The following is a 24,442-nucleotide window of genomic DNA, read 5'->3' on the forward strand; positions in this document are numbered from 1 at the left end:
ACCTCGCCGACAAGGCAAACGCGATTAACAACGTTACAGCCCCCACGAAGGCCGTTAATCCAGCTCTCCAGTAATAACTGCAAATGATGAAGTTCCACACGCAACCCTAAAAAGGTTGCGTGACCCCACTCGACCTCAAAAAGGTAAATCTGAAATGAAAGCTTTATTGGTTCTGGCCCTCAGCAGTCTGTGCGCAACCGCCATGGCAGATGAGGTTCCGACTGATGTCGCGCAGCAACAACCGGTTGTTGAGGAATACACTTACTCGACTCACCTGGACATCGCCAAAGTTGTTTCCATGAGCGAAGTTCCGAATGTCTGCGAAGTGGTTCCAGCCAAAATGGAATACGACGACTCCAAAGGTCAGCGTCACATCCTGCGTTACAGCATCATGGGTAACGGCTGTACCAATTGATGTTTGAGACTGCACCGAATTGGATCTCTCAGCGCTTCATTGAGGGTCGATTCCAGCCCGACTTCGGTCGGGCTCAGTTGTGTTTGAAGCCGGTAAAAATGCTTGCAAAACACTAGATGTAGTGAAAAAGCGGTTTTTTTGTTCGTTTTTTGAGCAAATTCACAATAGCGAGATTTTTACGAAAAAAAATCTATCCCCGGCAAAGCCCTGTAAACCCTCACTCTCGTCGAAAAACCACCCTCCTCGACCGCTCCATGCGCGGATTCGCCTCAGCACAGCCGTGTTTTTTTCCCTATAATGCCGCCCCATACGGGTCAGCAATATTCCCTTACAGGGAGCAAAAGCCATTCTGAAGCCCCGCAGCAGCGTTCAACGCTGATTGCGCCCATCAGAGGCTCTCGGAACCCGTCAAAATTTCTGTTTATTTGCCTGCGTGCATCGCTGCAAAAAACGACATCCAACGCGGTCTGTACGACCGTGTGAAAAACCAACCAATCAGGTTTCACACGGGCACAGGCCCTCACGCAGGAGACGACACGTCATGCTGAGCTGGGACGAATTCGACAAAGAAGACAGTGAAGTAGCAACCGTGAAAGGCGCCAACGCCGGCCACGCTACTGAAGCCAACATGGACCGCCTCGACAACGCTGGCGGTGCTGCCGCGATCGAAGCTCGCGCCGTGACCGCCGACGACTCGGCCGCTGTCGCCCGCGCCAAGGCTGCACTGAACTCCCTCGACGTTGCCGAAGGCCTCGCCGAACTCGAAGGCGCCTCCGCCCGTGTCGCCGTTGACGAAAAGCGCATGATCAACTGCCGCGCCGACCTCAACCAACTCGTGCCATTCAAGTACGACTGGGCCTGGCAGAAGTACCTGGACGGTTGCGCAAACCACTGGATGCCGCAAGAAGTCAACATGACCGCCGACATCGCCCTCTGGAAAAACCCGGAAGGCCTGACCGACGACGAGCGCCGCATCGTCATGCGTAACCTCGGCTTCTTCTCCACCGCCGACTCCCTGGTTGCCAACAACCTGGTCCTGGCCGTGTACCGCCTGATCACCAACCCGGAATGCCGCCAGTACATTCTGCGCCAGGCGTTCGAAGAGGCGATCCACACCCACGCCTACCAGTACTGCATCGAATCGCTGGCCATGGATGAAGGCGAGATCTTCAACATGTACCACGAGATCCCATCGGTCGCTAAAAAAGCAGCCTGGGGCCTGAAATACACCCGTTCGATCTCCGATCCGAAGTTCGAAACCGGCACCCCGGACACCGACAAAGAACTGCTGCGCAACCTGATCGCCTACTACTGCGTTCTGGAAGGCATCTTCTTCTACTGCGGCTTCACCCAAATCCTCTCCATGGGCCGCCGCAACAAAATGACCGGCGTCGCCGAGCAGTTCCAATACATCCTGCGCGACGAATCCATGCACCTGAACTTCGGCATCGACGTGATCAACCAGATCAAAATCGAAAACCCACACCTGTGGGATGCTGAGATGAAGGAAGAAGCGACCCAGATGATTCTGCAGGGTACGCAGCTGGAGATCGAATACGCACGTGACACCATGCCTCGCGGCGTACTGGGCATGAACGCGGCGATGATGGAGGACTACCTGAAGTTCATCGCTAACCGTCGTTTGTCGCAGATTGGTTTGAAGGAAGAGTACCCAGGGACGACTAACCCGTTCCCTTGGATGAGCGAGATTATGGACTTGAAGAAAGAGAAGAATTTCTTTGAGACTCGGGTTATTGAGTATCAGACTGGTGGGGCGTTGAGCTGGGATTGATTCTAGCTGCACCCCAAAAAAAACCCGCACATGCGGGTTTTTTTTTCGAGTCGGCTTCTGAACGAAAACGATCTGGCAGTCCTGGTTTACCGCGCCGTCGCTGTTTTCAGTTCCCACGGCTTAAAACTCAGCCACAGCAACACCCCCGGCACCTGCAACGCAATCATCACTCCCAGCGACCACTGATAAGCCTCTACCGGGTGCCCATGCCCAGTTGCCGGCCACAGGTTCAAAATTTCCCCCATCAACCATTGCAAGACGAACGCCAGCACGAACACCACCAGGTTGAACGACGAACTGACCCGCCCGGCCAGCTCAGGCGATACCGACTGAGCTACGATCGCGTAGTTCATGGTCGTCGAGGTGCCGAAGAAGCTGAAACCCATAGCAATCAACAGCGGCGATACAGGCAGTCCGCTGATCATCAGCGATTGAAATACGATGAAAATCGAAACCCCGGCGCCGCATACCATGATCGGTTGAACGCCAAAGCGCCGCAGGTAATCTGTGATCGAGCCGAAGGCCAGCGAGCCTGCAACCATCGCCACGGTGCCCCAGAGCAGGGTATTGGCCATGCTGGATTCGCTCAACTGGGCGACATCGCGTAGCCACGGTCCCATCCACAGCGACAGCACCGACATATAGATCGCATGGGCAAATACCGAGTACAACGCCAGTCGCCAGAATACCCACGAGGAATACAGCGTCCCCACGGCCTTGGACATTTCGGCGAGAGTGGTGTGTTTGGGTTTGTAGGTGCGCGGCACGCTGAAATGAATGACCACGCAGACGAACAAAGTCAGTAGCGCCAGGATCAAGAATGCTTCACGCCATGAGATCCACTTGAGCAGTTCATGCAAGGGCGTGGTGGACGCCATGGCGCCCAGGCCGCCTACCGATAACAGGCATGCCGTACTCAACGGCAGGCGTTCGGCGGGCAACCAGATGGCGCACGCCTTGATCGCACTCATCAGAGAACCAGCGACACCCAGGCCGATCAGACCGCGACCAATGATCAGACCCAGTTCGGTATGGGAGAAACTGAAAATCAGAGAGCCCAACACGGCGAACAGCAGCATAGGTGCCTGCACGCTGCGCGGACCGTAGCGGTCGAGCATGACACCGAGCGGAATCTGCGCCGCAGCGAAGGTCAGAAAATACACGCCGGTCAGGAGACCCAGGCTGCTGGGGGGCAGGTTCAGTTCCCGTTCCAGGTCCACATAAATCAAGGCATTGACCGTGCGAAACAGGTACGACACAAAATGGCCGAGGCCAAACGGGATGAATATGGTCAAGAACAGGTACAAAAACGTGTGTTTGATTTCCTGGTCGGCCTTGGCGCACGAGCCTGTATTCTCATTACTCATGTCGAAGCCTCGCATGTGGAAAAGGTTGTGCGTATTTCACAGCAGAAACGCCCCCGCACCTCTTCAAGCCAAAGTTCATCGGGGCACGGTCGCATTTCAGAGAACTTTACGTGACCAGCATTCTTCAGCGCATTGGTGATGCCGTCGAAGGACAACGGATTATCGAAGTCGAGGAACAGCGGTTTGGGTTCGGTATCAATCTTGACGAAGGCATAACGGGGCAAACCGTTGACGGCGGCCCAGGCACGCCATTGCAGGGTGTGCTCAAGCTCGTCGACCGAGCCCTTCGGCTCTGGCAGGAGATCGCTGGTAAATAGCCAGGAAGCGCGCTTGTAGAGGGTGCGGCCCAACCAGATACGTCGGTGTTCGTGTTTGGCCACGGCGCTGCCAGCCAAGGCGAAGCCCAGCCGATGCATGGGGGTGGAATACACGCACAGCAAGTCTTCGCTGAACTGACCCAGGGCATCGACCACTTGCAGGCGACCGTTCACCCGCAGCACTTTTGCCCTGCCGGCGGCAAACTGTTGATGCGCCGCGACACAACCGCCGCCAGACGGCAGCACCAGTTGCAAATATGAGGGCTGCAAAGGCCAGTCGATGTGGGAGCGTTGATAGCTTTCGGGCGAGTCAGCCAATACCAGACGAGGGCGTTGGAATAACGCCTCTACCTGTTGGTTTATCTGAGTATTGAACGGTCCGAACGGCGCGGCGACGGGCTGGCTCAGAGTATGGACTGCCGGATGCACTTCACCCACGATGATTTGGTAGTCGCCGCGATTGAAGGCCTCGACCGACGCGCTGGAGAGCAGGATATCCGGAGAATGATAGTCGCTGCCGAACACCTCGAAGCCAGCAACATTCAGATCGTTATTGAGCAAAGTGATCAGGCGTTCGATGTCCGCCGCGCAAAGTTGTACCTCGGGATGGTCCGGGAAGTCCTGCAGCACTTGCGTCCAGGCTGTTTCCAGGCGCTGCTCGAGATCGAGGATGAGGCGCGCTTCAAGTGCAGGTAACAGAGGCGCGAGGGTGTTGAGCAGGTCGAGAAAATCAACTGGCTGATCGGGGCTGGCAGTCTGGCGCTGTTCCCAGACTTCAATGAAAGCCTCATTGAGTTGATGCGCGATGGCTTTGATCAGCCACTGATTGATGCGCATCAGCGGCGCCAGTTCTTCATTGACCTGGCTGAGCATGGCCTGGCCAAGGCTGATGTCTATGTTTCTCGAACAATCTTCGTACACCGGGTAACGTCCGACATACATGGCGCCGGTTTCTCGGCTGAGGTCGACCCCAGCCTCGCCAAGCAGCTGGTTCAAACCCTCCAGGCATTCGGTCCGGCGCATCAGGTCGCCGTGGGCATAATCCCGGCGCAAGCCTTCCAATGCTTCAAGGCGCGATTGCCAGGCCAGGCCGAAATCAGCGGACACTTGCGCGTCGACCAGGCAGCGCTGCAGCCGCGCGATGGGGCTTCGCTCGCGAGGCGATACTTGCCAGCCTCGGCGCACGATCCGTTTGCTCACCAAGTGCTCCAGCAGGTCGCGCAGAGTGCTGGGCGCGACTTCCGGACAGGCGCTCAACATACCTGCAAACGTGGGCTCTTGACCCTGTTGGTCGCTGATGTAGTGCAATACCCGAGCGGTTTGCGGGGTGAGGCGCTGGCTTTTGCCAATCGGCATGAACAGGATCTGCTCTTGCAGATAGCAACCGGTATTGAGCTGCAACGGCATTCGGTCGGTGTCTGGACATTGCCGGTTAATCTGTTCGACGAGCCGCTGCACCACCCAGTTCTCGAAGAATGTGTGGCGCTCCTTGATCCACGCCGTGTCACCTTGGGTCAGACGTACATTGTCAGTCTGGTTGGCATCGAACCGGCCCCAGGCCAAAGGTCCGAAAAAACTTGAGGTATCGTTCTTGGCGCAAAAACGTTGCGCGTAACTCCAGCCCAAACGCAGCTTCTGTTTTTTGCGGGTATCGTTTCTGCCGTGCCGATCCCGGACCAGCTCACGGATACGTGTCATCGCCGAGGGGTTAGATATGAATAAAGCCTCGGCGACTGCGTCGTCATCCAGGAAGTCGATCAACCCTTGGCGGGCACTTTCCAGATAGGCGTCATATTCCTCGGCTGCCTCTTCACGTGCCGCCGTCCGCTCCAATAAGCCGTTCCATTGCTGCAAAGACTCGGCCAGTGGTTCGCGCAGTACTTCCGGCAGATCAGAGAGTTGCAGGACCTGGTGCTCGTTGAGTTTGCGGATGAGCTTGCGGCAGGCCTGCGGTGAGTGCGCGTTGGCTTTCTCAAGCAACGTTGCCTTCAACGCCTGCAGTGAGCGAAAGTCTTGTTCAAAGACGCGGCACGATGGCAGGTCGGCGAACCGGCCCAGATCGGTCAAGTGATGAATGGGAAATCCGGTCGAGCGCAGCCAGAAGTATTGTGAGCTTTCCATGTTCTAGACCGGCATCCTGATTGCGTTGAGTTGCTGCAGTTTACCGAGCAATGACAGGTCTTCACTGCTGAGTTGCGCGGTGGCGGAGGAACTCAGTATCTGCATCAAAGTGGCGAGTGACTGCGGTTGCTCCAGGCATCTATAGAGGTGCGCCGCGCGCGGGCTTATGAGCGTAAATTTATGGCGGGCCTCAGGGTCAGGTAAATACACCAGGATGTGTTGGCTGGTTTCCTCCGGGCTGCTACGCCCCAACAGGCTTTTGTCGCGCAACCACTGCGACAGCGCATAGCTACTCTGGTAAATGCGTGCACCGTCGGTGCGCTGATAATGGCCCGGCACCACGGCGCTGGTTTCCACAAGTCCGGTGTAGAGGCGCACACATTCGCGCTCAAGCCCCATCAGGTCACGGATCTGCGGGTAATCAGCGAGTTCCTGGCGCTCGAGCAGAAACCCCAGCGCCGCATCGCAATAGCCATAAACTCTTGGCCCATAATCGAGCCAATTTTGTTGCCGCAGAAATGCCTTGGACAGTTCAGGCAGATCCAGCCCGATGTTGAGCAACGCGCGCAACGTCAACGGGGCACCGGTTTCCAGCGCGTTGATAAACGAATTGACCAAGCGGAACTGATAGTTCTCGACGAACCATTTCACTCTCTCAAACTGACTGGCATACACCTGCAAAATCGCCCGCTCGTCATCGGGATAATGCTCCAGCCATTGAGTCGCCCCCTGGGCTTCGTACAACTGCTGCTGCAGTGTTTCATCGCGTAGCAGGCGTCGCCACAGCTTCCAGACCTGCTCAGCATCCATGCATCAGCTCCTTAACCGGTTTGGTGTAGTGATTCCAGATTTTCTGTGCGCGGCGCACATCGGTGACGATCATGTGTTCGTCGTTGGCGTCCATCACCCGTGTCAGCGCATGGTGGGCCTGCCCCTGGTATTCCAGGATGATCGCCGAAGGCTGGGTACGAGACATAAGCTCCTCGTATAGATCCCAGACAGGTTCAGGCACACACGAGTCATGCCAGTCGTGGTAAAGCCCTTCGTGCCAACTGCCACCCGCCAGATGCACCGAGATCACCTTGTCCAATGGCAAGGTGTCGAGGTAGTCGCGCAAGTCGAAATTTTTCAGGTTCAAGTGATTGGTGTAGATGTTGTGCAAGTCCAGGTGCAAAAAGGTGCCGGACTGCTGTACGAGCCGGGCCAGGAACTCAGCTTCACGCATTTCCGCGCCCGGGCATTGCAGGTAATAAGCAGCGTTTTCATGGGCCAGCGGCATCCCGTAATGGGCCTGCAACATCTTTGCGCGTTCGGCACAACGGAGCACCTCGGCATTGGAAAACTGCAGCGGGCTGCTCCAGATGTCCAGCCAGGAGTTGTCGCCATAGAAACAATGGTTGGCGACCCATGGGCTGTTCAGCATTTTGGCCAGGGGCACATGGCGTTGCACCGCGGCGGTTTCTTCGAGAGGGCTGAAACCGAAATCGCAACCGTAATTGGAATGCGCCAGCAAGGTGAACTTCTCAGCCAGCCGATTGATCATCTCCTTGGCTGCGGGCCTGATAATCTGCGGGCCGTCCATGGGGGCCATGATGTTGTCGAGAAGGATTTCCAGCACATCGACTTCGATGTCCTCAAACGGAAACCAGTCGAGAATCTCGGGGTTGTACTGGATACCCACACCAATCGGTTCGGGCTTAACGAAGTGAGCCATGTGGTTGCCCAGTCAGAGGAAGGGGACGGCTCCCTCGACGTAACGCCGAGGAAGCGTTTGAAACGATCAGGCGAAAACTTTGCTTTCGATGATTTCGATATCGTCGAGATCAAACTCTTCGAACGCCGTTTCGTTGAGGGCTTGCGGTGCGACGTTGGTGGTGGATTCGGTGGTGAGTTCATCCGCGTTGGCGATAGCCGGGGTCACAGTAGATTGAGTCATGTCACTGTCCTTATGGGTGGTTGAAAAGGCGAATCAAGGTGGCTGCGGTGAAGCACCAGGCTATTACCCAGCCCAGGCAGGTCAACAGAAATGTACCCCAGTAGAGTCTGCGCAATGCAGGGGAAACCGTTTCCAGCGGCGCAGTACGCCAATGGCGCTTTACATGGTTGAAAGCACGCTGACGCAGGCGTGGCTGCCCGAGCACTTCGGTAATGGCCAGGTACGTGTCGCCATTGAAGATGGGCAGCAGCGTCGGTATCAGGGAAATGAACGAAGCCACGATCATCACGACAAAAAGAGCCGGTAAAACACCTTCGGTGTCACGAAACATTGCCCACAGGGCTATGCCCACGCCGGCATACAGAAGGCTAACCAAGGGTCCTGCCAGAATGGTGATCACCCGCTGGTTCAGTGGCAGCTGCGACCATTGCGTCTGCACCGGACGTACCCAGCCGGTGGCGAGCAACACGTAGATGCCGATTCCGAAATCGTTAACCTTGACCCCATAATGACGACAGGCCATCGCATGCCCCAGTTCATGAAGGGCGATGGACGTCAAAATGACCGGGAAGTGCCAGAGCAACCAGTGGTAACTGTGGATATACGTCTCGCCGACATCGGCCAGGAACGTGCCGAAGTGCATACCCAGATACACGAAGCTCGCCAGGGCCAATGCCAGCAGCGGCAAAATGAATACCGCGCGGCAGCACCAGGGCGCCCACCGGTAAATATGATCGAGCAAAGGCTGCGGATCGGTTTTCACCAAATTAATCAGCAGATATTCTTTTAGCGGGCCGTAGGTGATACCCGTGGCGGGATCACGCAGATCCTTTTTATGAGCGGTTCGCTCGCTGCTCAGCAACTTCAGATTGAGTAGCTTGCGCTCGAACTGCGCGAGCTTCTCAGGGCTGACCTTTATTCGATGCTGCGCAAGGGCAGCGTCGGCAATGTCTTGCCGGCTTCGCTGGCCATCGAAGAGCATAGCGAGTGAGTACTCGGCCTTGCCCAGTTCAAAGCCAATATCATTACGAGGGTCGTAGAGGTTGTAGCGCCCCGTCACCGAATCGGCAGGCGGCGAGGTCACGACCAGGTCATCCCTGAAGCAGGGATGGGCTTGGATGCTCGACTTTTCGAGAACGCAGGCCGAGGCACTCATGCGCGGGCTCGCAACGCGTGCAGGCTGGGCATGTAAGACTCCTGAAGTGCCTTGCGACCCTGGGCCTTAATGCTTTCGAGGCGTTCGGTGGCAGGCTGGGCACAGGCGCGGCCCAGCACGAACACCGCTCCCGGCCTGGTCGGCCCGCACACCGGTTCGTGGGTGGTCTGGATCGGTTCCCAACCATGCAGGCACATCAAGTACTCGATGCTACTGGCACTCAAGTAACGGCGATGGTTATGCGTCAGAAACCCTTGCTCGATGCCATAACCCAGCGCGCGCCCCTCAATCAACAACAATCCGTCCTCGGCACTGGCCTTCCGGCAAAGTTGCATGACCTGGTTGACATCATGAACATGTTCCAGCGAACCATTGATGATGATCAGGTTGTAATCACCACTAGGGCTCATATGCTCGGCGCCCACCAGATCGATATCCAGGCCGATTTTTTTGCCGTATTCCACATAGGCGCGGTCGGGGTCGTTGCCTCTGACAGTCCATCCCCGTTTAGCGAAGGGAATCATCAAGCCGCCGGCGGAACAACCGACGTCAAGCAGTTTGCCTTTGGCGGGCAGCACATCGTGCAAGTACCGACACAGGTGTTCGCCACGGCGGACCTGGTCTAGAAAGAAGGCGCGCTCCGGCTCCGTATTGCCAAACAGGGTCAGGCGGTAGAATTTGTCGTAGTAGGCGTTGTAAAAGGCTTCATCGAAGCGGTACTGCTGGAAAATATGCCCGCAATCCTGGCAGCCGAGTACAGGCAATGCCACGACCTGATCACCAGGACCTTGGACACTTTCCAGTAAAACCCAATGTGCTTTGGAACTGCACAATTCACAGTTCATTTTCTGCGCGCAAAACTTTCCAGGCATTTGCAAAACTTGCAAATACTGTTGCTCTATAGTTGTACTCACGATGACATCCCGGTCACTTGATGCAGAAGAAACCTTCAAAGCATATGTACTTGAATATACTGGTTATATCCTTAAAGCCGGCGCGAGATAACATATCCATATTGCCAGCCGTGGAAAAAGGCTCAAGTACGCCTTTCAAACTTCTTGTCTTCGCCAGGATTTCATCGGCGTTATAACCCTGGTCGCGTTTATAATCTACATACAGGCTACTGAGGATGTCTTGAAAGCGCGCATCCGGGCCGCGTACTTTTTCAAACATGATAAAAGTACCGCCCCAGTTCAACGATTCGTAGATACGATCAAACAAGGCTTGGCGAATACGCGGGTGCACGAACTGAATAGTGTAGTACGCAACTATCAGATCGCTTTTTTCATAAGGAAAGGTCAGGATGTCATCGGTAACGAAGCTGACATTGTGCTGCGGCGATGCGCTCAGAAGCTCATTTGCCTTGCGGGTCATGGCGTCTTCCACATCAATGCCCACCCACTTTGCCGAGGCGCAATGACGCTGTGCGAGTTGTCGGGTAAGGGTGCCGGTAGAACTACCCAGTTCGTAACAGGTGCTGTCGCTCTTTACAAAAAAGTCACTGAGCGACAGCACGATATCGTGCCCGTCCTTATATTTAGGTACGGATTTCGATACATGGGAGTCAAAGTGTTGCGGGGTCGTGCCTCCGAAACTCCATGAGGCATTACTGGACTCTACGCCGTCACCGACGGTTTCGTAGAGAGTGGCAGGCGAAGTCATTAGGGAAGACATGTATGTCACATCCTTGTCCGATAACATGGGAGCACTTTAGTGCAACGAGATTCCTTTCTGCTCGACCAGAGAATATCCAGTCTTAATTAATGTGTCATCATTTTTCTGTGGAAAATAATTATTTCATGCGCACCAAACAGGTGCATGAAAACTGACCCAGGAATGTTTGAAGTGCACGCCGTTTTTTGATGCATCACTGCTTAAGGTTCAAAAAATGCTGAGTCAGTCGAAAAGCAGAACTTTCCTGCTCTGAACCGATGGGTCCCTCTAAGGAAGGTCAGAAACGCCCGCTCTTCTCGAACGCCAGACTTCGACCAGCAGCAGGTATTTAGCGGTCTATTACTGCTCACGTCGATTGAGGTTCTAGGTCAAGACGACATTGGCAATCGAGATGTCAGTCTGCGCGCACTCAATACCATCACCGACGTGGGTTGGGTGCTGCTAGCGGGATCACTTGCAAGACCTGTCGCTCATTTCTGTAGGAAATTTCCTAGACAGCCGTGATGGCCACTCAGTATCGTCCGAGGATTTACAGCCCTCGGCGATTGTATGGTTATGGAAAAAAGTAACAGCGACTGGAGTGACGTAGAGATTCAGGCGGCGGTCGATGCCTATCTCGGGATGTGGTCGTGTGAACAGAAAGAACTGACATACAACAAGGCACACGAGAATCGTGTACTTCGCGAGGGCGTATTGGCCAACCGAACCAAGAGCTCTATCGAGTTTCGGATGCAGAACATTTCTTCCGTCATGGTCGAGCTGGGCCGTGAACCTATCAAGGGTTACAAACCTGCCAAGAATGTTGGCGCTAATGTTGCGCGTAGCATTCGCACAGCGCTCGATGCTTCTAGCGTTGTTACTCCTGAGGACTCTGATCCCACGGCGGACGAAGCAAAGCTAGAACAGCGGGCGGGCAAATTTGAGCGGCAACCATTCCTATACGTCCCAAAAGGGATAAAGAATCCTGTTTGGACCGAATCCACCAGAAAGGTTTACTTTCGCGATCCCGAGTTGAGGGGCTGGGTTCGTCAGCAGGCCAATGGAAAGTGCGAAGGCTGTGGCGAACCAGCTCCATTTAAGAAGGATGGGAAGCCGTTTCTGGAAGTGCATCACGTTAAGCATATGTCGCAAGAGGGTTCGGACCGTCCTTCGAACGTTGTGGCGTTGTGTCCCAACTGTCATCAACGTTGCCACCATTCGGACGACAGTGCGCAATTCACTGCTTGGCTTTACGACAAAGTTGGAAGACTAGAAGAGGAATAATGCGGTTTATCTGGATAACCGCATTCGCTGGTTGTAGGGCCGCTTCGCTGCCTATCGGGGATAAATCCCCTCCCCCCTATCGCTGCTGCGTAGACACCTGTCTTCAGGACTGAGTTGATGCCACCAATCGCCAGCACGCTGCCTCCCACAAATTCCGCATCATCCTGAAAACAATCAGTGCAACCCGCGCCGCCTCCCGCTATTAATACCCCTCCCCCACTCAAGGATCCGAGCCCCACCATGAAATTCGATCTCGCCTACTGCCTCAGCCTCGACGACAAGTTGTCGATCTATGACGTTCGCGATCTTAATTTCGATGAGACGGTGGCGTTTGACTCCGCGAAGGAGCACTTCCAGTGCCCCAACGATGCGTGTCGTTCGGCGTTCGAGGCTTCCAACGAGTTGGGCACGTTCAACGCCAAGAATGTGAATTACGTGCGCACGCCGCACTTCAAGAATCTGCCCACTACCCAGCATGTAGCGGGTTGTCCGTATGTGAGTTTGAAGGTTTCAGCGTCTGGCGTTGAAACGGCGGATGGCGAGGTGGATGACGGGCGTGAGGAACACTTCCCATCAGAGTTGCTGCTCACCCGGCGTGAGTATGTGCGCAAGCCTGTCGCGCCAGCGGGGGCGGCGGATGTGTTGCGCAATGATCCGGTGCGGGGGGTGGCGGACACTGGTAAAGAGTCGGCGAGTCGTGAGTCGGCACCGGACAAGACCAGTGTGTTTGCGCACCCGGTGGAGTGCTTTGTTTCGAACTTCGCGGACAAGGAGTTGCTTAAGCGCATGCCGTTGAAGGTCGGCGAGCATACGGCGCCGTACAGTTCGTTCTTCAAGAAGATTGAGTATCTGACGGACAACAAGGGGCTGATTTACTGGGGGCGAATCAAGAAGATTGAGGACTTCCACAGTGGTGCCAGTTTCCGGATCGATTTCGAGGACAAGGTCTGGTTCAAGAAGCCCGAGGACAGTAAGAAGAAGCCGTACCCGGTCAGTGTTTATCTGAACAAGAAGCTGATCGACAACTACCGCAAGCGCAAGGCGTTTCTGGAGGAGATCAAGCACGCGGCGGATAGCGACAAGGCGTTGTTCTGTTTCTTCTATGGGGTGACGCCGGAGTTGAAGCAGGTGCCCGGCAAGAAGAACCCCGAAAAGCCTTTCGAGGTCTTCAATGCCAATATCGAGAACCTGGATCACTTCATTATTCGTGAAGCGCCGGGGCTGGAGTGACGGTTAGCCTTGGGGCAGTTGCAGTTTGACGGCGCCGGGGTGTTGTTTGACGACGGAGTACGGCAGGATCGACCAGTCAGGTCTATCGCAAGAGCGTTGCACGCGGGCGAAGTAGGCGCCGAGGTACAAGCCCTTCTCGGTGAAGTACCAAGGTGAAGTGCCCCAGATGCTCTCATCCTGGAAGTTGCAGTCGTCATCTCCCGTCGGTTTCTTCATTTCTGTGGGGTACAGGGCGGTGAATTGCTTGATTACCCATGGCACCAACTCTTTGCTTACGTACTGATAGCGCGCGTTACTTTCGTCCTTGCTCAGCGGTTTGTCGCCCAGGCTGTCGCGCTCGGCATGTAGCAGCGGTTTGCCCTCTCCGACCCACAGCACATCTTCGAGGGACAGCGGGTGGCCGGTTTTCACGTCGATATTGAGCGGGGAATCACCGAAGTCCGGATGCGCGCCGCCGCAGTAATAGCTGGTCGAGATATTCAGGCTGACCACGGCTGGCGAGATCATTTTCGGTTCTGCCTGTTGCATGAAATCGACGTTCTCTCCGCCACTCAATTGGCAACTGTGATAACGGATGACTTCAAGCCAGAGCCGTCCCAGCAATTGCTGATTAACCCGCTGCAGATCATCTTTCGGCAAACCGGATTCCACACTGAACAGGGCAATTTTCGAGTCGGGCTCCGTCCACCATTGCAGGGTGTAGCCCATGAAATTGTCTTTCTTCGTGGCTTTGAGATTGAGCCCCTGCACTCGCAAGTATTCGTACAACTCGCCGCTCGGCAGCGCGGCGATGATTGGCAGCGTGTTAGCGCTAGGCGTCGGAGCTTTGGCCTCGGTGAGTTGCACTGACAGCTTTTTTCCCTTCGGACTTTGCCACTCGCCCTGCCAGCCGTCGCCGTTCTCTTCCAGCTTCAACGTTGGCAGAGGCTTTTCATCACCGTAACGATTGTTGCCCTCGGTCAGGGTCAGTGTGCTGTCCTGCAACGCGCCGCTTAGGGGCAGATCGCGATGGTACTTCTCATAGAAGTAGCGGCCAGTCACTTCGTCCGGCTGTGTGGTATTCAGCTCCACGACAATCGGTGTCTTACCCAGCGTACCGGTAAATACGCGCCGGCCATCTTCGGCATGGGCAGTGGAAATCAGTGTGAACAGCGCCGCGGCATATGGCGCCAGGCGCATCAGTCCCTTGAGCATGAATCAATCCTTGAAGGAGTCGGAGGTCGCGTCGGCACATAGGCGCCGACGCTAAAAATACGCTGCGGATTATGGCGGGGGCCGCTTAACTATTCGAGTTTTCTTGCTCGTACTTTTTAAGCCAGGCTTCGTGCTCCAGCGCCGCAATTTCCCGAGCCATTTGTTGGCGACGTTCCTTGGCAGCATGAAGCTGGACGTCATCAAGAAAGCAGTAATGACGCAGCCAGTGAAGCGCCATTTCCTCATCCGGAAAGTAGTAAGACTTGGCGCCCTTGCTGTTCCTCGGCGTGTCATTCATTTGCTCGTCAAATACCATCGCGGTGATTTCATCCGGTGGCAAAGACCCCGTATGGGCGACCTTGTCCTGGAAAATCCATGCAATCTCATCAATGTGTTTTTGCGCGCTGCGATGACTACGTCGATAGAACCGTTGATGCTCACAAGTCTGTTTCAGCCGCGCCAACATCAACTCAGGGTTTAACCACTGCCCGAGGTCGTGATGATGGGCGTTGATCACTATCCCCTTGACCCAACGATCCACAAATCGATCAACAAAGTCTTCTGTGTCAGCCTTTTTCGCATCAGCGAAAATCAGGCAATAGCGGGTCTGGACGTGAATGACCAGCAACACATGCTTGCGTTGTACCGTTATCGCGTGCACCAGCCACTGCTCATCAGCGCCGCTCGACTCATCATCTTCAATGATTGAGGACGGCGGATTAGTGTCCACCGGCGTAATCTTTTTGCCTTTGTGAACACGGCTGAAAAACTTACTGGCGGCTTCGGTGCAATTGAAGATCAACATCCTGGTTCTCTGGTCGTTGCTGAGGACAGCGTTCAGTTACCGATTTTGGTTTCTTCCGCTGTAACCTGGCAATGGTTCATTTAAGCGAAATGCACAGCAGCACAATAATCAGCAAACCAATATAGACCCAGGCATGCACCCGATCCGGGATCCGCCCAATCCATGGCGCGGCCAATCGAATCCCGATGAGCGAGCCAACCGTCAGCACCGCAAACGCGAGCAAATCCACATACCCGACAAACCACGCGCCCAGGTCAGCCTGACTGAACCCGGCCAACGCCATGTACGTCAGCGTCCCCGCCAATGCCACCGGCACACTCAACGGATTGGCCATGGACGTCGCTTGCGACATGCTCAGCCCGCAACGGCGCAATAGCGGCACGGTCATGACGCTGCCTCCTACACCGAGAAACGTCGCGATGACGCCGATGCCTACACCGCCTGCGGAAGTTTCCATAGCGCCAAGTCGGCGTGGGATGACGTCTGCGTTTTGCGTGAGGAATCCGCGTCGTAACAGGCAATCGACGATGGTCACGCCGAGGTAGGCGATGAACGCGTAGCGAATCACGTCGCCGCTGACCCACACCGCCGCTATCGCGCCAACGACCGCACCCATCCCGATAAACCCACCCAGCGGCCACAGGTAATGGCGGATGAGATTACCGGCCCGGCGGTGTTTGTCGGTGGCGATCAGGGCGTTGACGATCATCACGCAGGTCGAGGTGGCGACGGCGATGTGCATCGCCGATTGGCCGATCGGGTCGTCGGCGCCGTGGCTGGCGGTGAGCAGGCGATACAGCAGCGGCACCACGACGAAGCCGCCGCCGAAGCCGAACAGGACGGCGGTGATGCCGGTCAGGCAGCCGAAGAGGGTCAGCAGTAAATAGAACATGACGAGGTTTCCATGAAAGGAGAGCGATCGACGATAGAACGGCATCGCTTGGCCTGCTTCAGCAAGTCAGCCAATAATGTTTGCGTTTACGCCAACCACCGGAAAACGCCTGATGCGCAATGTTTCGATCAATCTGCTGGATGACACGCCGCGCGTGGTGGTGGCGATCGGTACGGATTATTCCCACGGTCACTTGCTGCCCTTTCATACGCATCGGCGGGCGCAGTTGTTGTACGGCGCGACCGGGGTGATGCAGGTCAGCACCCATGACGGCAACTGGGTGGTGCCGCCGCAGCGGGCGGTATGGATTCCGCCGGGGGTGGCGCACGAGGTGTTGATGCTTGGGGTCAGCACGCGCAGCTTGTACATCGAACCGGGTGCAGTGGATTTGGGGGAGCACTGTCAGGTGATCAGTGTGTCGCCGTTGATGCGGCATTTGCTGATGGAGGCGGTGGAGTTACCGCTGACCTATGACTTGGGCGGACGCGACGGCGTGTTGATTGATCTGTTGCTGCATGAATTGACGCGCAGTGCGCCGCTGCGGTTGCACATTCCGCTGCCGACTGACGGAAAACTCCTGTCTATTTGTCAGAACTTTCTGCATCAGCCGTACGCCCACCAATCACCACAGGTATGGGCTGACCAGTTACACATAAGCTTGCGCACCTTCAACAGACTGTTTCGTCAACAAACCGGGCTGAGCTTCAGACAATGGCGGCAGCAGGCCTGCGTGGTCCTGGCGCTGGCACGTTTGGCCTCGGGTGAAGCGGTGACGCGCATCGCGCTGGACTTCGGTTATGAGAGCCCGGCGGCGTTCTCGACGATGTTCCGGCGGATCCTCGGACAGGCACCGTCCGTCTGGTTGGAGGCGGCGAATTAGGGCAAATCAAAAAATGCGTTTGATCCCGGCCGAAAACAACTGTACAAAAACACAGTACATTTTCAATCAGCACTCTTGAGCCCGGAGCACACCATGGCCTCTCTTGCGATGAACCACATCCTCGAACGCATTGCCCTTTTCCAGTTCACCCCGACGCACTGCGTCCAGGCCCGAGCGATGCTGGGCTGGAGCGTGGAACAGCTATCGCGCGAGGCTGAGGTTTCGGTTGAAGACATTCAACGCTTTGAAGCGCAGCAGGATGTTGCGGATGCGGCTCGGCTGGCGTTGGCGTATCGGTTCGAAGCGCAGGGGCTGGTGTTCTTTCCCGGGTTTGCACCGGGGCGTAGTGCAAGTGTTCAGGGCGTGTCGTCGGAAGCGGTGGGGCGTGGGGATTTTGCGATGGCTGATTGAGAGAACGAGTTGATCTTTATCCCTAAATAGGTATATTTTCGCATGAGTGCAAGGAAGCCGCTCTTGTGGGTCTGCAGTAGCAAGAAAGATCTCAAGCAGATGCCCACAGACGTACAGGATGTTTTTGGTTATGCACTGGATTTGGCCCAGATTGGTTTGAAGCATCCGGATGCAAAACCCCTGAAAGGGTTTGGAGGCGCAGGTGTACTGGAGCTGATCGAAAACTTCGACACCAACACCTACCGTGCCATCTATACGGTTCGTTTCGGCAGTGCCATTTATGTATTGCACTGCTTTCAAAAGAAGTCGACTACCGGAATCAAAACGGCTCAGTCCGATGTTGATCTGATACGAAACCGCCTTCGAGCCGCTCAGGATCACGCGAAAGGATCAGAAAATGATAGAAATTGAAAAGGGTAGCGGGAACGTCTACCAAGACCTCGAACTGCCCAATGCCAGTGAAATGCAGGTTAAGTCGCAGCTCGCGGCGAAGATCGGCGAGATCATCAAGGCTCGCCATCTCACTCAGATTCAGGCGTCTGAAATCCTTGGATTATCCCAGCCAAAACTTTCCGAAATGCTGCGGGGTAAATTTCGAGGGATCAGTGAAGCCAAAATGATGGAATGTCTTTCGCATCTTGGGCGAGACGTGCAGATCGTAGTGAAATCGGCCCCCCGATCACGGAAAGAAGGCCGAATTGAAGTGGTGTTTGCTTAACCTGAAACTCATTAAGCGCTCTGTACAACTCCCTCACTCTCCCCTTCAACCACCAACCACCACGCCTCCCCGCGTTGCGGTTGAGCGATATTAAACGCCTCCCCCATCTGCGGCGTGGTAATCGAAACACTGCGTTCCCACGCCAGTGCCAGAATCCGGTCGAACGGTTCGTGCCAGGCGTGCATCGCCAGGTCGAAGGTGCCGTTGTGGATCGGGAAGAGCCAGCGGCCCTTGAGGTCGATGTGCGCTTGCAGGGTTTCTTCGGGCTGCATGTGCACGTGCGGCCATTCGACGTTGTAGGCGCCGGTTTCCATCAGGGTCAGGTCGAAGGGGCCGTACTGTTCGCCGATGCGTTTGAAGCCATCGAAGTAGCCGCTGTCGCCGCTGAAGAAGATCCGCGTGTCGCCGTCGATCATCACCCAGGACGCCCACAGGGAGCTGTTGCCATCGAACAGGCCACGGCCGGAAAAATGCTGCGACGGTGTAGCAACGAAACGGATGCCGGCAATCTCGGCGCCCTGCCACCAATCGTACTGGCGGACTTTGCTGGCTTCGATGCCCCATTTGATCAGCGTGTCGCCGACGCCCAGTGGCGTCAGGAACAGGTTGGTCTTGGCAGCCAGTCTGAGCACGGCCTGGTAATCGAGGTGGTCGTAGTGGTTATGCGACAGAATCACCGCTTCGATCGGCGGCAATTGGTCGATGCTGATCGGCGGCTGGTGGAAGCGTTTCGGCCCGGCCCACTGCACTGGTGATGCACGCTCGGCGAAGACCGGGTCGGTGATGAAGAATTTGTCGCGCAGTTTCAGCAACAAGGTCGAGTGACCGAGGCGATAGACGCTGTGATTGGGCGCTGCCAGCAGCTCTTCCCGAGTCAATGCTTGCACCGGGATCGGCGCAGCGGGCCGGGTGTTGCGCGGTTTGTGGAAAATCATGTTCCACATGATCCGCAGCATTTTGCGCAGGCCTTCGCGTTGCACCGGCGCATGGTTACGAAACAAGCCTTGAGCCTGTCGAGAGGCTTCAGGCGTGGATGTTTTATCCGGGATAGAAACAGGATTGGCCATGACTGAATGACTCCAGAAAAACCGCGCAATTCGCGGTTTCTCCACGGTTGGGACGATAAATGGCCAAGCTGCACGCATAGGCCGAACTGTCTGCTTTTTAGGTTGCGAGGATTAACGCAACATTACACTGCTCGGTGTAGTTTCTAGGTTGCATCAAAGCGGATGACAAGTAAACTGCCAAGTGTAATTTCATCTTTTCTTTGCCGAAGCGTACTTATGACAGCTCCACAGCGCCTCACCGACCGTAAACGCGAAGCCATTATTCAAGCGGCGATTGCCGAATTCCGTGCCAACGGTTTTGAGATCACCAGCATGGACAAGATTGCCGCCACCGCCGGTGTGTCGAAACGCACGGTGTACAACCATTTCCCTAGCAAAGAGGAGTTGTTCGCCGAAATTCTCAACCAGTTGTGGGCACGAATCAGCGCAGAGCAATCCGTCGTCTATAACCGCGATCAGCCCTTGCGCGAGCAATTAAGGCAGATGCTCCAGGCCAAAATGCAGTTGATGGCTGACGAAAATTTCCTGACCCTGGCCCGTGTGGCAATTGCCGCCACCATTCACTCGCCGGAGCGCGCGCAGAACATGGTCGAGCGCATGGGCAAGCGCGAGGAAGGTCTGACCGTGTGGATTCGCGCCGCGCAGGCTGACGGCCGACTGAAACCGGTCGATCCGGAATTCGCCGCACAGCAAGTACAAGGCTTGCTCAAGACCTTTGCTTTCTGGCCGCAGATGTCGATGGGCCGTGCCGCCCTCGATGTCGATATGCAGAACAGCGTCGCCGAATCGGCGCTGCAGATGTTTCTGGCCCACTATCAGCTCTAAATCGCCCCTCTCCTGCGCGAACCATCGACTAAATGGCTCGGAAGGACACTGATTATTCCCGTTGGAATAAATGACAATGTCCGACAATCGACCGACGAACGGTTAGCCTGAGAAAATACTGCAAAGTATTTCAGGATGAATTTCGCGCAGGGCATCATGGAAAACCAACGCGGCAAAGGCTTGTCATTCGCCAGACGTATTTATCTGCCCAGAGCCATTGGCTTGGGCGTGGGATTCTTCAGCGTCGCTGCGGCGTTGTATCCGCTGACCATGCCCGACTGGCTGTGGGCGCTGTTGTTGTTTAACGGTTTCGCCTGGCCGCACTTGGCTTACCAGATCTCCACGCGCTCGGCATTCCCGTATCAGGCTGAACGCCGCAATTTGTTATACGACTCGATGTTCGGCGGTTTCTGGGCGGCGTGCTTTCAGTTCAACCCGCTGACCACCGTGACCATCCTGTCGATGATGACCATGAACAACGTCGCCGCCGGCGGCCAACGTCTGTTCGTGTTCGGCGCCCTCGCGCAACTCGCCGGTGTACTGCTGGGCTGGGCGATTTTCGGTGTTAAATTCAGCCTGACGATGACCCAAATGCAAGTCTGGGCCTGCCTGCCGATGCTCACCCTGTATCCGCTCGCGCTGGGCATGGTGTGTTATCACCTGGCGATCAAACTCTCCCAACACAAGCGCGCACTGAGTGCCCTGAGCCGCACCGACAGCCTCACCGGCCTGCTCAATCACGGGGCCTGGAAAGACCTGCTGCACCTGAAATTTCAGCAGTGCCGCCAACACAACACCCAAGCCACGCTGGCGTTGATCGACATCGACCATTTCAAGGAGATCAACGACAGCTTCGGGCACATCGTCGGCGATGAAGTGCTTCAGCAATTGAGTCAGGAGCTCAAACGCCTGCTGGACCAGTACGAATTGGCCGGGCGCTACGGCGGTGACGAGTTCTGCGTGATCCTGCCGACACTGCCCCTGCACAAGGCCGAAGCCCTGATGGAGCAATTGCGCGAGGCATTGCAGCAGTATCGTCATCCGCAGGTGCCAGAGTTGCGAGTGGGCCTGAGTATCGGTTTGGCGCGCTATCAATCCTTGTACAAGGATGCACTGGACTGGCTGGACGATGCCGACAAAGCGCTCTACATCGCTAAACACACGGGCCGCAACACCATCAGTGTGGCCTTGACCAGGACCGCGACTGACAACGCCGACGCCTAAAAAGTTATACAAAATTACAAATAATTACTCTCTTGTACAAGTTTATGAAGTTTTGTATAAGTAGCCATCTGCCAGCTAAGGAATACTGGCATTGAGCAGTCATTGCCGAATGCCGTCCGCGCATTCGGTCTGCCGGCGCGGAAATAGGGACTGAATCCTCGATCTTCCCCACTTCCTGAGTACTGCGAACATGTTCTTTAATCGCCACAAAGCCGTCGTCGACGATCTTCAGCGCACCCTCACCGAACAAGCCGGCTTGCTCGAAGCGATCAATCGCTCGATGGCGGTCATTGAGTTCGACCTCGATGGCGTCGTGCTGCGCGCCAATGACAACTTTCTCAAGACCATGGATTACACCGCCGAACAAGCGATCGGCCAGCCCCATCGACGTTTTTGCACACCGGAGTTCGGGCGCAGTGCTCAATACACGGATTTGTGGTCACGCCTGAAAAACGGCCAGTTTCAGTCCGGTACGTTTGAGCGGGTCGACGGCAAGGGCCAGCCGATCTGGCTGGAAGCCAGTTATAACCCGATCAAAGATGCCTCGGGACGGGTGGTGAAAGTGGTCAAGTACGCCATGGACGTGACCGCCAAGGTGCAGCGGGAAAGTGAGGCCAATGCCAAGTTACAGGCGATCGACCGGGCAATGGCGGTCATCGAATTCAACCTCGACGGCAGTATTCTCACGGCCAATCAGAACTTTCTGACACGTATGGGTTACACCCTCGCCGAGCTGAAAGGCAAACATCACCGTTTGTTCTGCACGCCGGCACTGGTCAACAGCAGCGCCTATGAGGATTTCTGGCGGCGCTTGAATCAGGGCGAATTGTTCCAGGGGCAGTTCGAACGGGTGGATAAACGCGGGCAAACAGTCTGGCTCGAAGCCAATTACAACCCGGTTTATGACGCTGCCGGGCGCTTGTGCAAAGTGGTGAAATTCGCCTCCGATGTGACCGCGCGCGTCGAGCAACACGAACAGGACGCACGCAGTGCCAGCGCGGCTTATCACATCTCGGTAGCGACGCGAAAAGTCGCCGAGCAAGGTACGCAGGTGATCCAGCAAGCCGCCAGCGAAATGCGCGAAATCGCCGAAGACATTGCCGAGTCTTCAACGCTGATTGCACAACTGGGGGAACGCTCCGAGCAGATCACCGCCATCGTCAACACCATCCGCTCGATTGCCGACCAGACCAACCTGCTGGCGCTCAACGCTGCAATTGAAGCGGCGCGCGCCGGTGAACAGGGCCGCGGGTTTGCCGTGGTTGCCGATGAGGTGCGCCTGCTGGCGGGGCGTACCAGCGGCTCGACGGCGGAGATATCCACCATGATCGGTTTGATCCAGAGCGAAACCCGTCAGGCCATCAAGAGCATGGAAGGCACCCGTGGCCGTGCGGCTGAAGGCGTCGAGTTGGCGAATCAGGCGGGGACGGTGATTCTGCAGATTCGTGATGGTGCCAGTGAGGCGGTGGATGCGGTGAGCATGTTTGCCAATGAACGGGTGCCGGGGTAATCGATGCAGGGTCAGTAGACCGAGGCGCGACCTTCGCGAGCAGGCTCGCTCCCACAGGGAAATGCAATCCAATGTGGGAGCGAGCCTGCTCGCGAAAGGGCAATGAGCCGCGATGCAGGACTATAGTGAGCTTCAGTCTCAAGTCCTGCCGAGTGCACCATGACCACTGAAAAACCCGCATTGCCTGAAACAGCTCCCGTCGACCACCTGCGCTTCCACCGCCCCCACGCCCACCTCAACACCACCTTCGGCAACGACAAGTTTGCCCTGCGCGCCGAGGCTTTCGCGCGGTTCTTCGGCACGCCGCTGTTTCTCGGGGCGCAAACCGTGATCGTCGCGGTGTGGATCGGCCTCAACGTGTCGGGCGTGACGCAATTCGACGTTTACCCGTTCATCCTGCTCAACCTCGCGTTCAGCCTCCAGGCCGCCTATGCCGCACCGCTGATTCTGCTGGCACAAACCCGTCAGGCCGCGCGCGACAAGGCACAAGCCGATGCCGATGCGCTACACCGTGAAGCGTTGGCACAGGCCAATACCGAGCGTCAGGCCCAAGCGGCGAAGAACACCGCGCAACTGCTTGAGCTGCTGGAGCAGAACACCCGCCTCACCGAGATGACCAAAAACCTCACCGAACGCATCGCCAGCCTGACCAGCGAGCTGCACGATCATATGCGCCAGAACCCGCAGCGCTGATCACGGCAAACGCAGCGCACGCCCAAGTTCATCGAACAACGTCACCACCGAACGCAAGGCTCGGCAATCCGCGCGGGTCAGCAACCATAACGCAGTGTCGTAACCGTGCAGCGGCTCGCTCAACGCCTGCAAACCGTCGATGATCAGAAAGTCCGGTAACGCCGCCACACCGAGGCCCGCACGAACCAGCTCTGTCACCGACAACATGCTGTTGCAGCGATACCCCGGAGTGACGCCGGGCAAGTGATGGCGACGCCAGGCGACAGTCGGATGATCGGGCAAAAAGTCATCCGGGGCGATCCAGGTCAACGTCGTCAGATCCGAAGCATCGACATTTTGCAGATAGCGCGAACTGGCGCAGACCCGGTAGGAAATCTTCGTCAGTTGCCGTCCGACCAGATGCTCGGGCGGTGTCCGCGTCAGGCGCAGAGCAATGTCGGCATCACGGCGACTGAGGTTGGCGAAGTCGTTGGAGGTGCTCAGTTCAAGGGTCAGCGCCGGATAATTGGGCATGAACTGCGCCAGCGCCGGCAGCAGCAAACCCTGCAACACCGAATCGGTGCAGGTCAGGCGCACCGTGCCGCTGACCACTTCGCCGCCCTGCTCCACGCCGATACGTGCGGCTTCCAATGCCTGTTCGGCGCGTTCAGCTTGCTCGGCCAGCGTCTGCGCGAGGTTCGTCGGCAGGTAGCCGGCGCGGCTTTTTTCGAACAATTGCTGGCCGAGTGCGGCTTCGAGACGGCGCACGGCACGGAATACCGTCGACACATCGACCTTCAACAGCTGCGAAGCGCGGGCCAGGGAGCCGCCACGCACCAAGGCTAGAATCAGGGCGAGGTCGGGGTAGTCGAGCTGATAGTGCGTGGCTGCATTAATCACTTGGGGAAACGCCCATATTGAGTGCGTGAACGCCAATCTATAGTGAGCACCATCAATCAACAAGCGCAGGGAA

The 24,442-nt window shown here is 56.3% G+C and carries 24 protein-coding genes and 2 pseudogenes; 13 read left to right on the top strand and 13 right to left on the bottom strand.

From position 1 onward, the window contains the following. The first annotated feature begins 154 nt into the window (after nucleotides 1-154). Nucleotides 155-415 carry a DUF2790 domain-containing protein gene (locus CKW26_RS07670; protein ID WP_093430405.1) on the top strand — a complete coding sequence of 87 codons (261 nt, stop codon included), beginning with the start codon at nucleotides 155-157 and terminating at the stop codon, nucleotides 413-415. Between the two features lie 541 nt (nucleotides 416-956). Continuing rightward, entirely contained in the window at nucleotides 957-2,207 is a 1,251-nt protein-coding gene (locus tag CKW26_RS07675; RefSeq protein ID WP_095048127.1) for a ribonucleotide-diphosphate reductase subunit beta, read from the top strand. Between the two features lie 86 nt (nucleotides 2,208-2,293). Here the strand turns inward: CKW26_RS07675 and CKW26_RS07680 are convergent, their stop codons facing one another. The 8 genes from CKW26_RS07680 to CKW26_RS07710 all read right to left on the bottom strand — a co-directional run bounded on the left by CKW26_RS07680 (nucleotide 2,294) and on the right by CKW26_RS07710 (nucleotide 10,778). Next, complete coding sequence (locus tag CKW26_RS07680; protein ID WP_095048128.1) at nucleotides 2,294-3,574, bottom strand: MFS transporter; 1,281 nt, start codon at nucleotides 3,572-3,574, stop codon at nucleotides 2,294-2,296. Further along, nucleotides 3,571-6,012 (bottom strand): lantibiotic dehydratase, encoded by a 2,442-nt coding sequence (locus tag CKW26_RS07685; protein ID WP_095048129.1) that lies wholly within the window; start codon nucleotides 6,010-6,012, stop codon nucleotides 3,571-3,573. Before CKW26_RS07685 ends, CKW26_RS07680 begins: the two co-directional genes overlap by 4 nt. Nucleotides 6,013-6,015: 3 nt before the next feature. After that, nucleotides 6,016-6,822, bottom strand: a complete 807-nt coding sequence (locus tag CKW26_RS07690; protein ID WP_095048130.1) for a hypothetical protein — start codon at nucleotides 6,820-6,822, stop codon at nucleotides 6,016-6,018. Next, entirely contained in the window at nucleotides 6,812-7,726 is a 915-nt protein-coding gene (locus CKW26_RS07695) for a DUF692 family multinuclear iron-containing protein (protein WP_095048131.1), read from the bottom strand. Before CKW26_RS07695 ends, CKW26_RS07690 begins: the two co-directional genes overlap by 11 nt. A 66-nt stretch (nucleotides 7,727-7,792) precedes the next feature. Next, nucleotides 7,793-7,948 (bottom strand): TglA family RiPP precursor, encoded by a 156-nt coding sequence (locus CKW26_RS29970; protein ID WP_156685508.1) that lies wholly within the window; start codon nucleotides 7,946-7,948, stop codon nucleotides 7,793-7,795. A gap of 10 nt (nucleotides 7,949-7,958) precedes the next feature. Further along, a complete protein-coding gene (locus tag CKW26_RS07700) occupies nucleotides 7,959-9,104 on the bottom strand; it encodes a M50 family metallopeptidase (RefSeq protein ID WP_177409233.1) in 1,146 nt (381 codons plus the stop codon). Further along, nucleotides 9,101-10,018, bottom strand: coding sequence for a bifunctional 2-polyprenyl-6-hydroxyphenol methylase/3-demethylubiquinol 3-O-methyltransferase UbiG (locus CKW26_RS07705; RefSeq protein ID WP_256579885.1), 918 nt, complete (start codon nucleotides 10,016-10,018; stop codon nucleotides 9,101-9,103). Before CKW26_RS07705 ends, CKW26_RS07700 begins: the two co-directional genes overlap by 4 nt. 13 nt (nucleotides 10,019-10,031) lie before the next feature. After that, nucleotides 10,032-10,778, bottom strand: a complete 747-nt coding sequence (locus CKW26_RS07710; RefSeq protein ID WP_256579886.1) for a methyltransferase domain-containing protein — start codon at nucleotides 10,776-10,778, stop codon at nucleotides 10,032-10,034. Between the two features lie 555 nt (nucleotides 10,779-11,333). Between CKW26_RS07710 and CKW26_RS07715 the strand changes: the two genes are divergently transcribed. Continuing rightward, nucleotides 11,334-12,041: an HNH endonuclease gene (locus tag CKW26_RS07715; protein WP_371857761.1), complete on the top strand. Its 708-nt coding sequence runs from the start codon at nucleotides 11,334-11,336 to the stop codon at nucleotides 12,039-12,041. A 240-nt stretch (nucleotides 12,042-12,281) separates the two neighbouring features. Next, entirely contained in the window at nucleotides 12,282-13,271 is a 990-nt protein-coding gene (locus tag CKW26_RS07720; RefSeq protein ID WP_095048133.1) for a hypothetical protein, read from the top strand. Between the two features lie 3 nt (nucleotides 13,272-13,274). On the opposite strand, the gene CKW26_RS07725 is transcribed toward CKW26_RS07720, so the two are convergent. The 3 genes from CKW26_RS07725 to CKW26_RS07735 form a co-directional block, all read right to left on the bottom strand. Continuing rightward, on the bottom strand, nucleotides 13,275-14,465 hold the full coding sequence (locus CKW26_RS07725; protein ID WP_095048134.1) for a hypothetical protein: 1,191 nt from the start codon (nucleotides 14,463-14,465) through the stop codon (nucleotides 13,275-13,277). 85 nt (nucleotides 14,466-14,550) lie between these two features. After that, on the bottom strand, nucleotides 14,551-15,270 hold the full coding sequence (locus CKW26_RS07730) for a hypothetical protein (RefSeq protein ID WP_095048135.1): 720 nt from the start codon (nucleotides 15,268-15,270) through the stop codon (nucleotides 14,551-14,553). Between the two features lie 76 nt (nucleotides 15,271-15,346). Next, complete coding sequence (locus tag CKW26_RS07735) at nucleotides 15,347-16,162, bottom strand: sulfite exporter TauE/SafE family protein (protein WP_095048136.1); 816 nt, start codon at nucleotides 16,160-16,162, stop codon at nucleotides 15,347-15,349. 112 nt (nucleotides 16,163-16,274) lie between these two features. Between CKW26_RS07735 and CKW26_RS07740 the strand changes: the two genes are divergently transcribed. The 4 genes from CKW26_RS07740 to CKW26_RS07755 all read left to right on the top strand — a co-directional run bounded on the left by CKW26_RS07740 (nucleotide 16,275) and on the right by CKW26_RS07755 (nucleotide 18,171). Next, entirely contained in the window at nucleotides 16,275-17,042 is a 768-nt protein-coding gene (locus CKW26_RS07740; protein WP_095048137.1) for a helix-turn-helix domain-containing protein, read from the top strand. Between the two features lie 93 nt (nucleotides 17,043-17,135). Further along, nucleotides 17,136-17,453, top strand: a complete 318-nt coding sequence (locus CKW26_RS07745) for a hypothetical protein (RefSeq protein WP_095048138.1) — start codon at nucleotides 17,136-17,138, stop codon at nucleotides 17,451-17,453. A 42-nt stretch (nucleotides 17,454-17,495) separates the two neighbouring features. Further along, nucleotides 17,496-17,864 (top strand): type II toxin-antitoxin system RelE/ParE family toxin, encoded by a 369-nt coding sequence (locus tag CKW26_RS07750; protein ID WP_095048139.1) that lies wholly within the window; start codon nucleotides 17,496-17,498, stop codon nucleotides 17,862-17,864. Next, complete coding sequence (locus tag CKW26_RS07755) at nucleotides 17,851-18,171, top strand: helix-turn-helix domain-containing protein (protein WP_095048140.1); 321 nt, start codon at nucleotides 17,851-17,853, stop codon at nucleotides 18,169-18,171. Before CKW26_RS07750 ends, CKW26_RS07755 begins: the two co-directional genes overlap by 14 nt. 11 nt (nucleotides 18,172-18,182) lie before the next feature. Here CKW26_RS07755 and CKW26_RS07760 read toward each other — a convergent pair whose 3' ends face one another. Next, nucleotides 18,183-19,238, bottom strand: a complete 1,056-nt coding sequence (locus tag CKW26_RS07760) for an MBL fold metallo-hydrolase (RefSeq protein ID WP_095048141.1) — start codon at nucleotides 19,236-19,238, stop codon at nucleotides 18,183-18,185. A 216-nt stretch (nucleotides 19,239-19,454) separates the two neighbouring features. On the opposite strand from CKW26_RS07760, the gene CKW26_RS07765 reads away from it, so the two are divergent. From CKW26_RS07765 to CKW26_RS07780, 5 genes and pseudogenes are all read left to right on the top strand, one after another. Beyond that, nucleotides 19,455-20,063, top strand: coding sequence for a TetR/AcrR family transcriptional regulator (locus tag CKW26_RS07765; protein ID WP_095048142.1), 609 nt, complete (start codon nucleotides 19,455-19,457; stop codon nucleotides 20,061-20,063). 156 nt (nucleotides 20,064-20,219) lie between these two features. Beyond that, nucleotides 20,220-21,287 (top strand): diguanylate cyclase, encoded by a 1,068-nt coding sequence (locus tag CKW26_RS07770; protein ID WP_095048386.1) that lies wholly within the window; start codon nucleotides 20,220-20,222, stop codon nucleotides 21,285-21,287. A gap of 280 nt (nucleotides 21,288-21,567) precedes the next feature. Beyond that, nucleotides 21,568-22,251: pseudogene (locus tag CKW26_RS30455) on the top strand (PAS domain-containing protein); the annotation flags it as partial. A 108-nt stretch (nucleotides 22,252-22,359) separates the two neighbouring features. Further along, a pseudogene (locus CKW26_RS30460) lies at nucleotides 22,360-22,797 on the top strand (methyl-accepting chemotaxis protein); the annotation flags it as partial. 159 nt (nucleotides 22,798-22,956) lie between these two features. Then, the gene (locus CKW26_RS07780; RefSeq protein ID WP_095048144.1) at nucleotides 22,957-23,490 is read left to right on the top strand and encodes a DUF1003 domain-containing protein; all 534 of its coding nucleotides are present in this window, start codon (nucleotides 22,957-22,959) and stop codon (nucleotides 23,488-23,490) included. Here the strand turns inward: CKW26_RS07780 and CKW26_RS07785 are convergent, their stop codons facing one another. Then, nucleotides 23,491-24,432 carry a LysR family transcriptional regulator gene (locus CKW26_RS07785; RefSeq protein WP_095048145.1) on the bottom strand — a complete coding sequence of 314 codons (942 nt, stop codon included), beginning with the start codon at nucleotides 24,430-24,432 and terminating at the stop codon, nucleotides 23,491-23,493. Nucleotides 24,433-24,442 lie beyond the last annotated feature (10 nt).

Origin of the sequence: Pseudomonas sp. Irchel s3h9, assembly GCF_900187475.1 — a bacterium.
GTDB lineage: Bacteria > Pseudomonadota > Gammaproteobacteria > Pseudomonadales > Pseudomonadaceae > Aquipseudomonas > Aquipseudomonas neuropathica.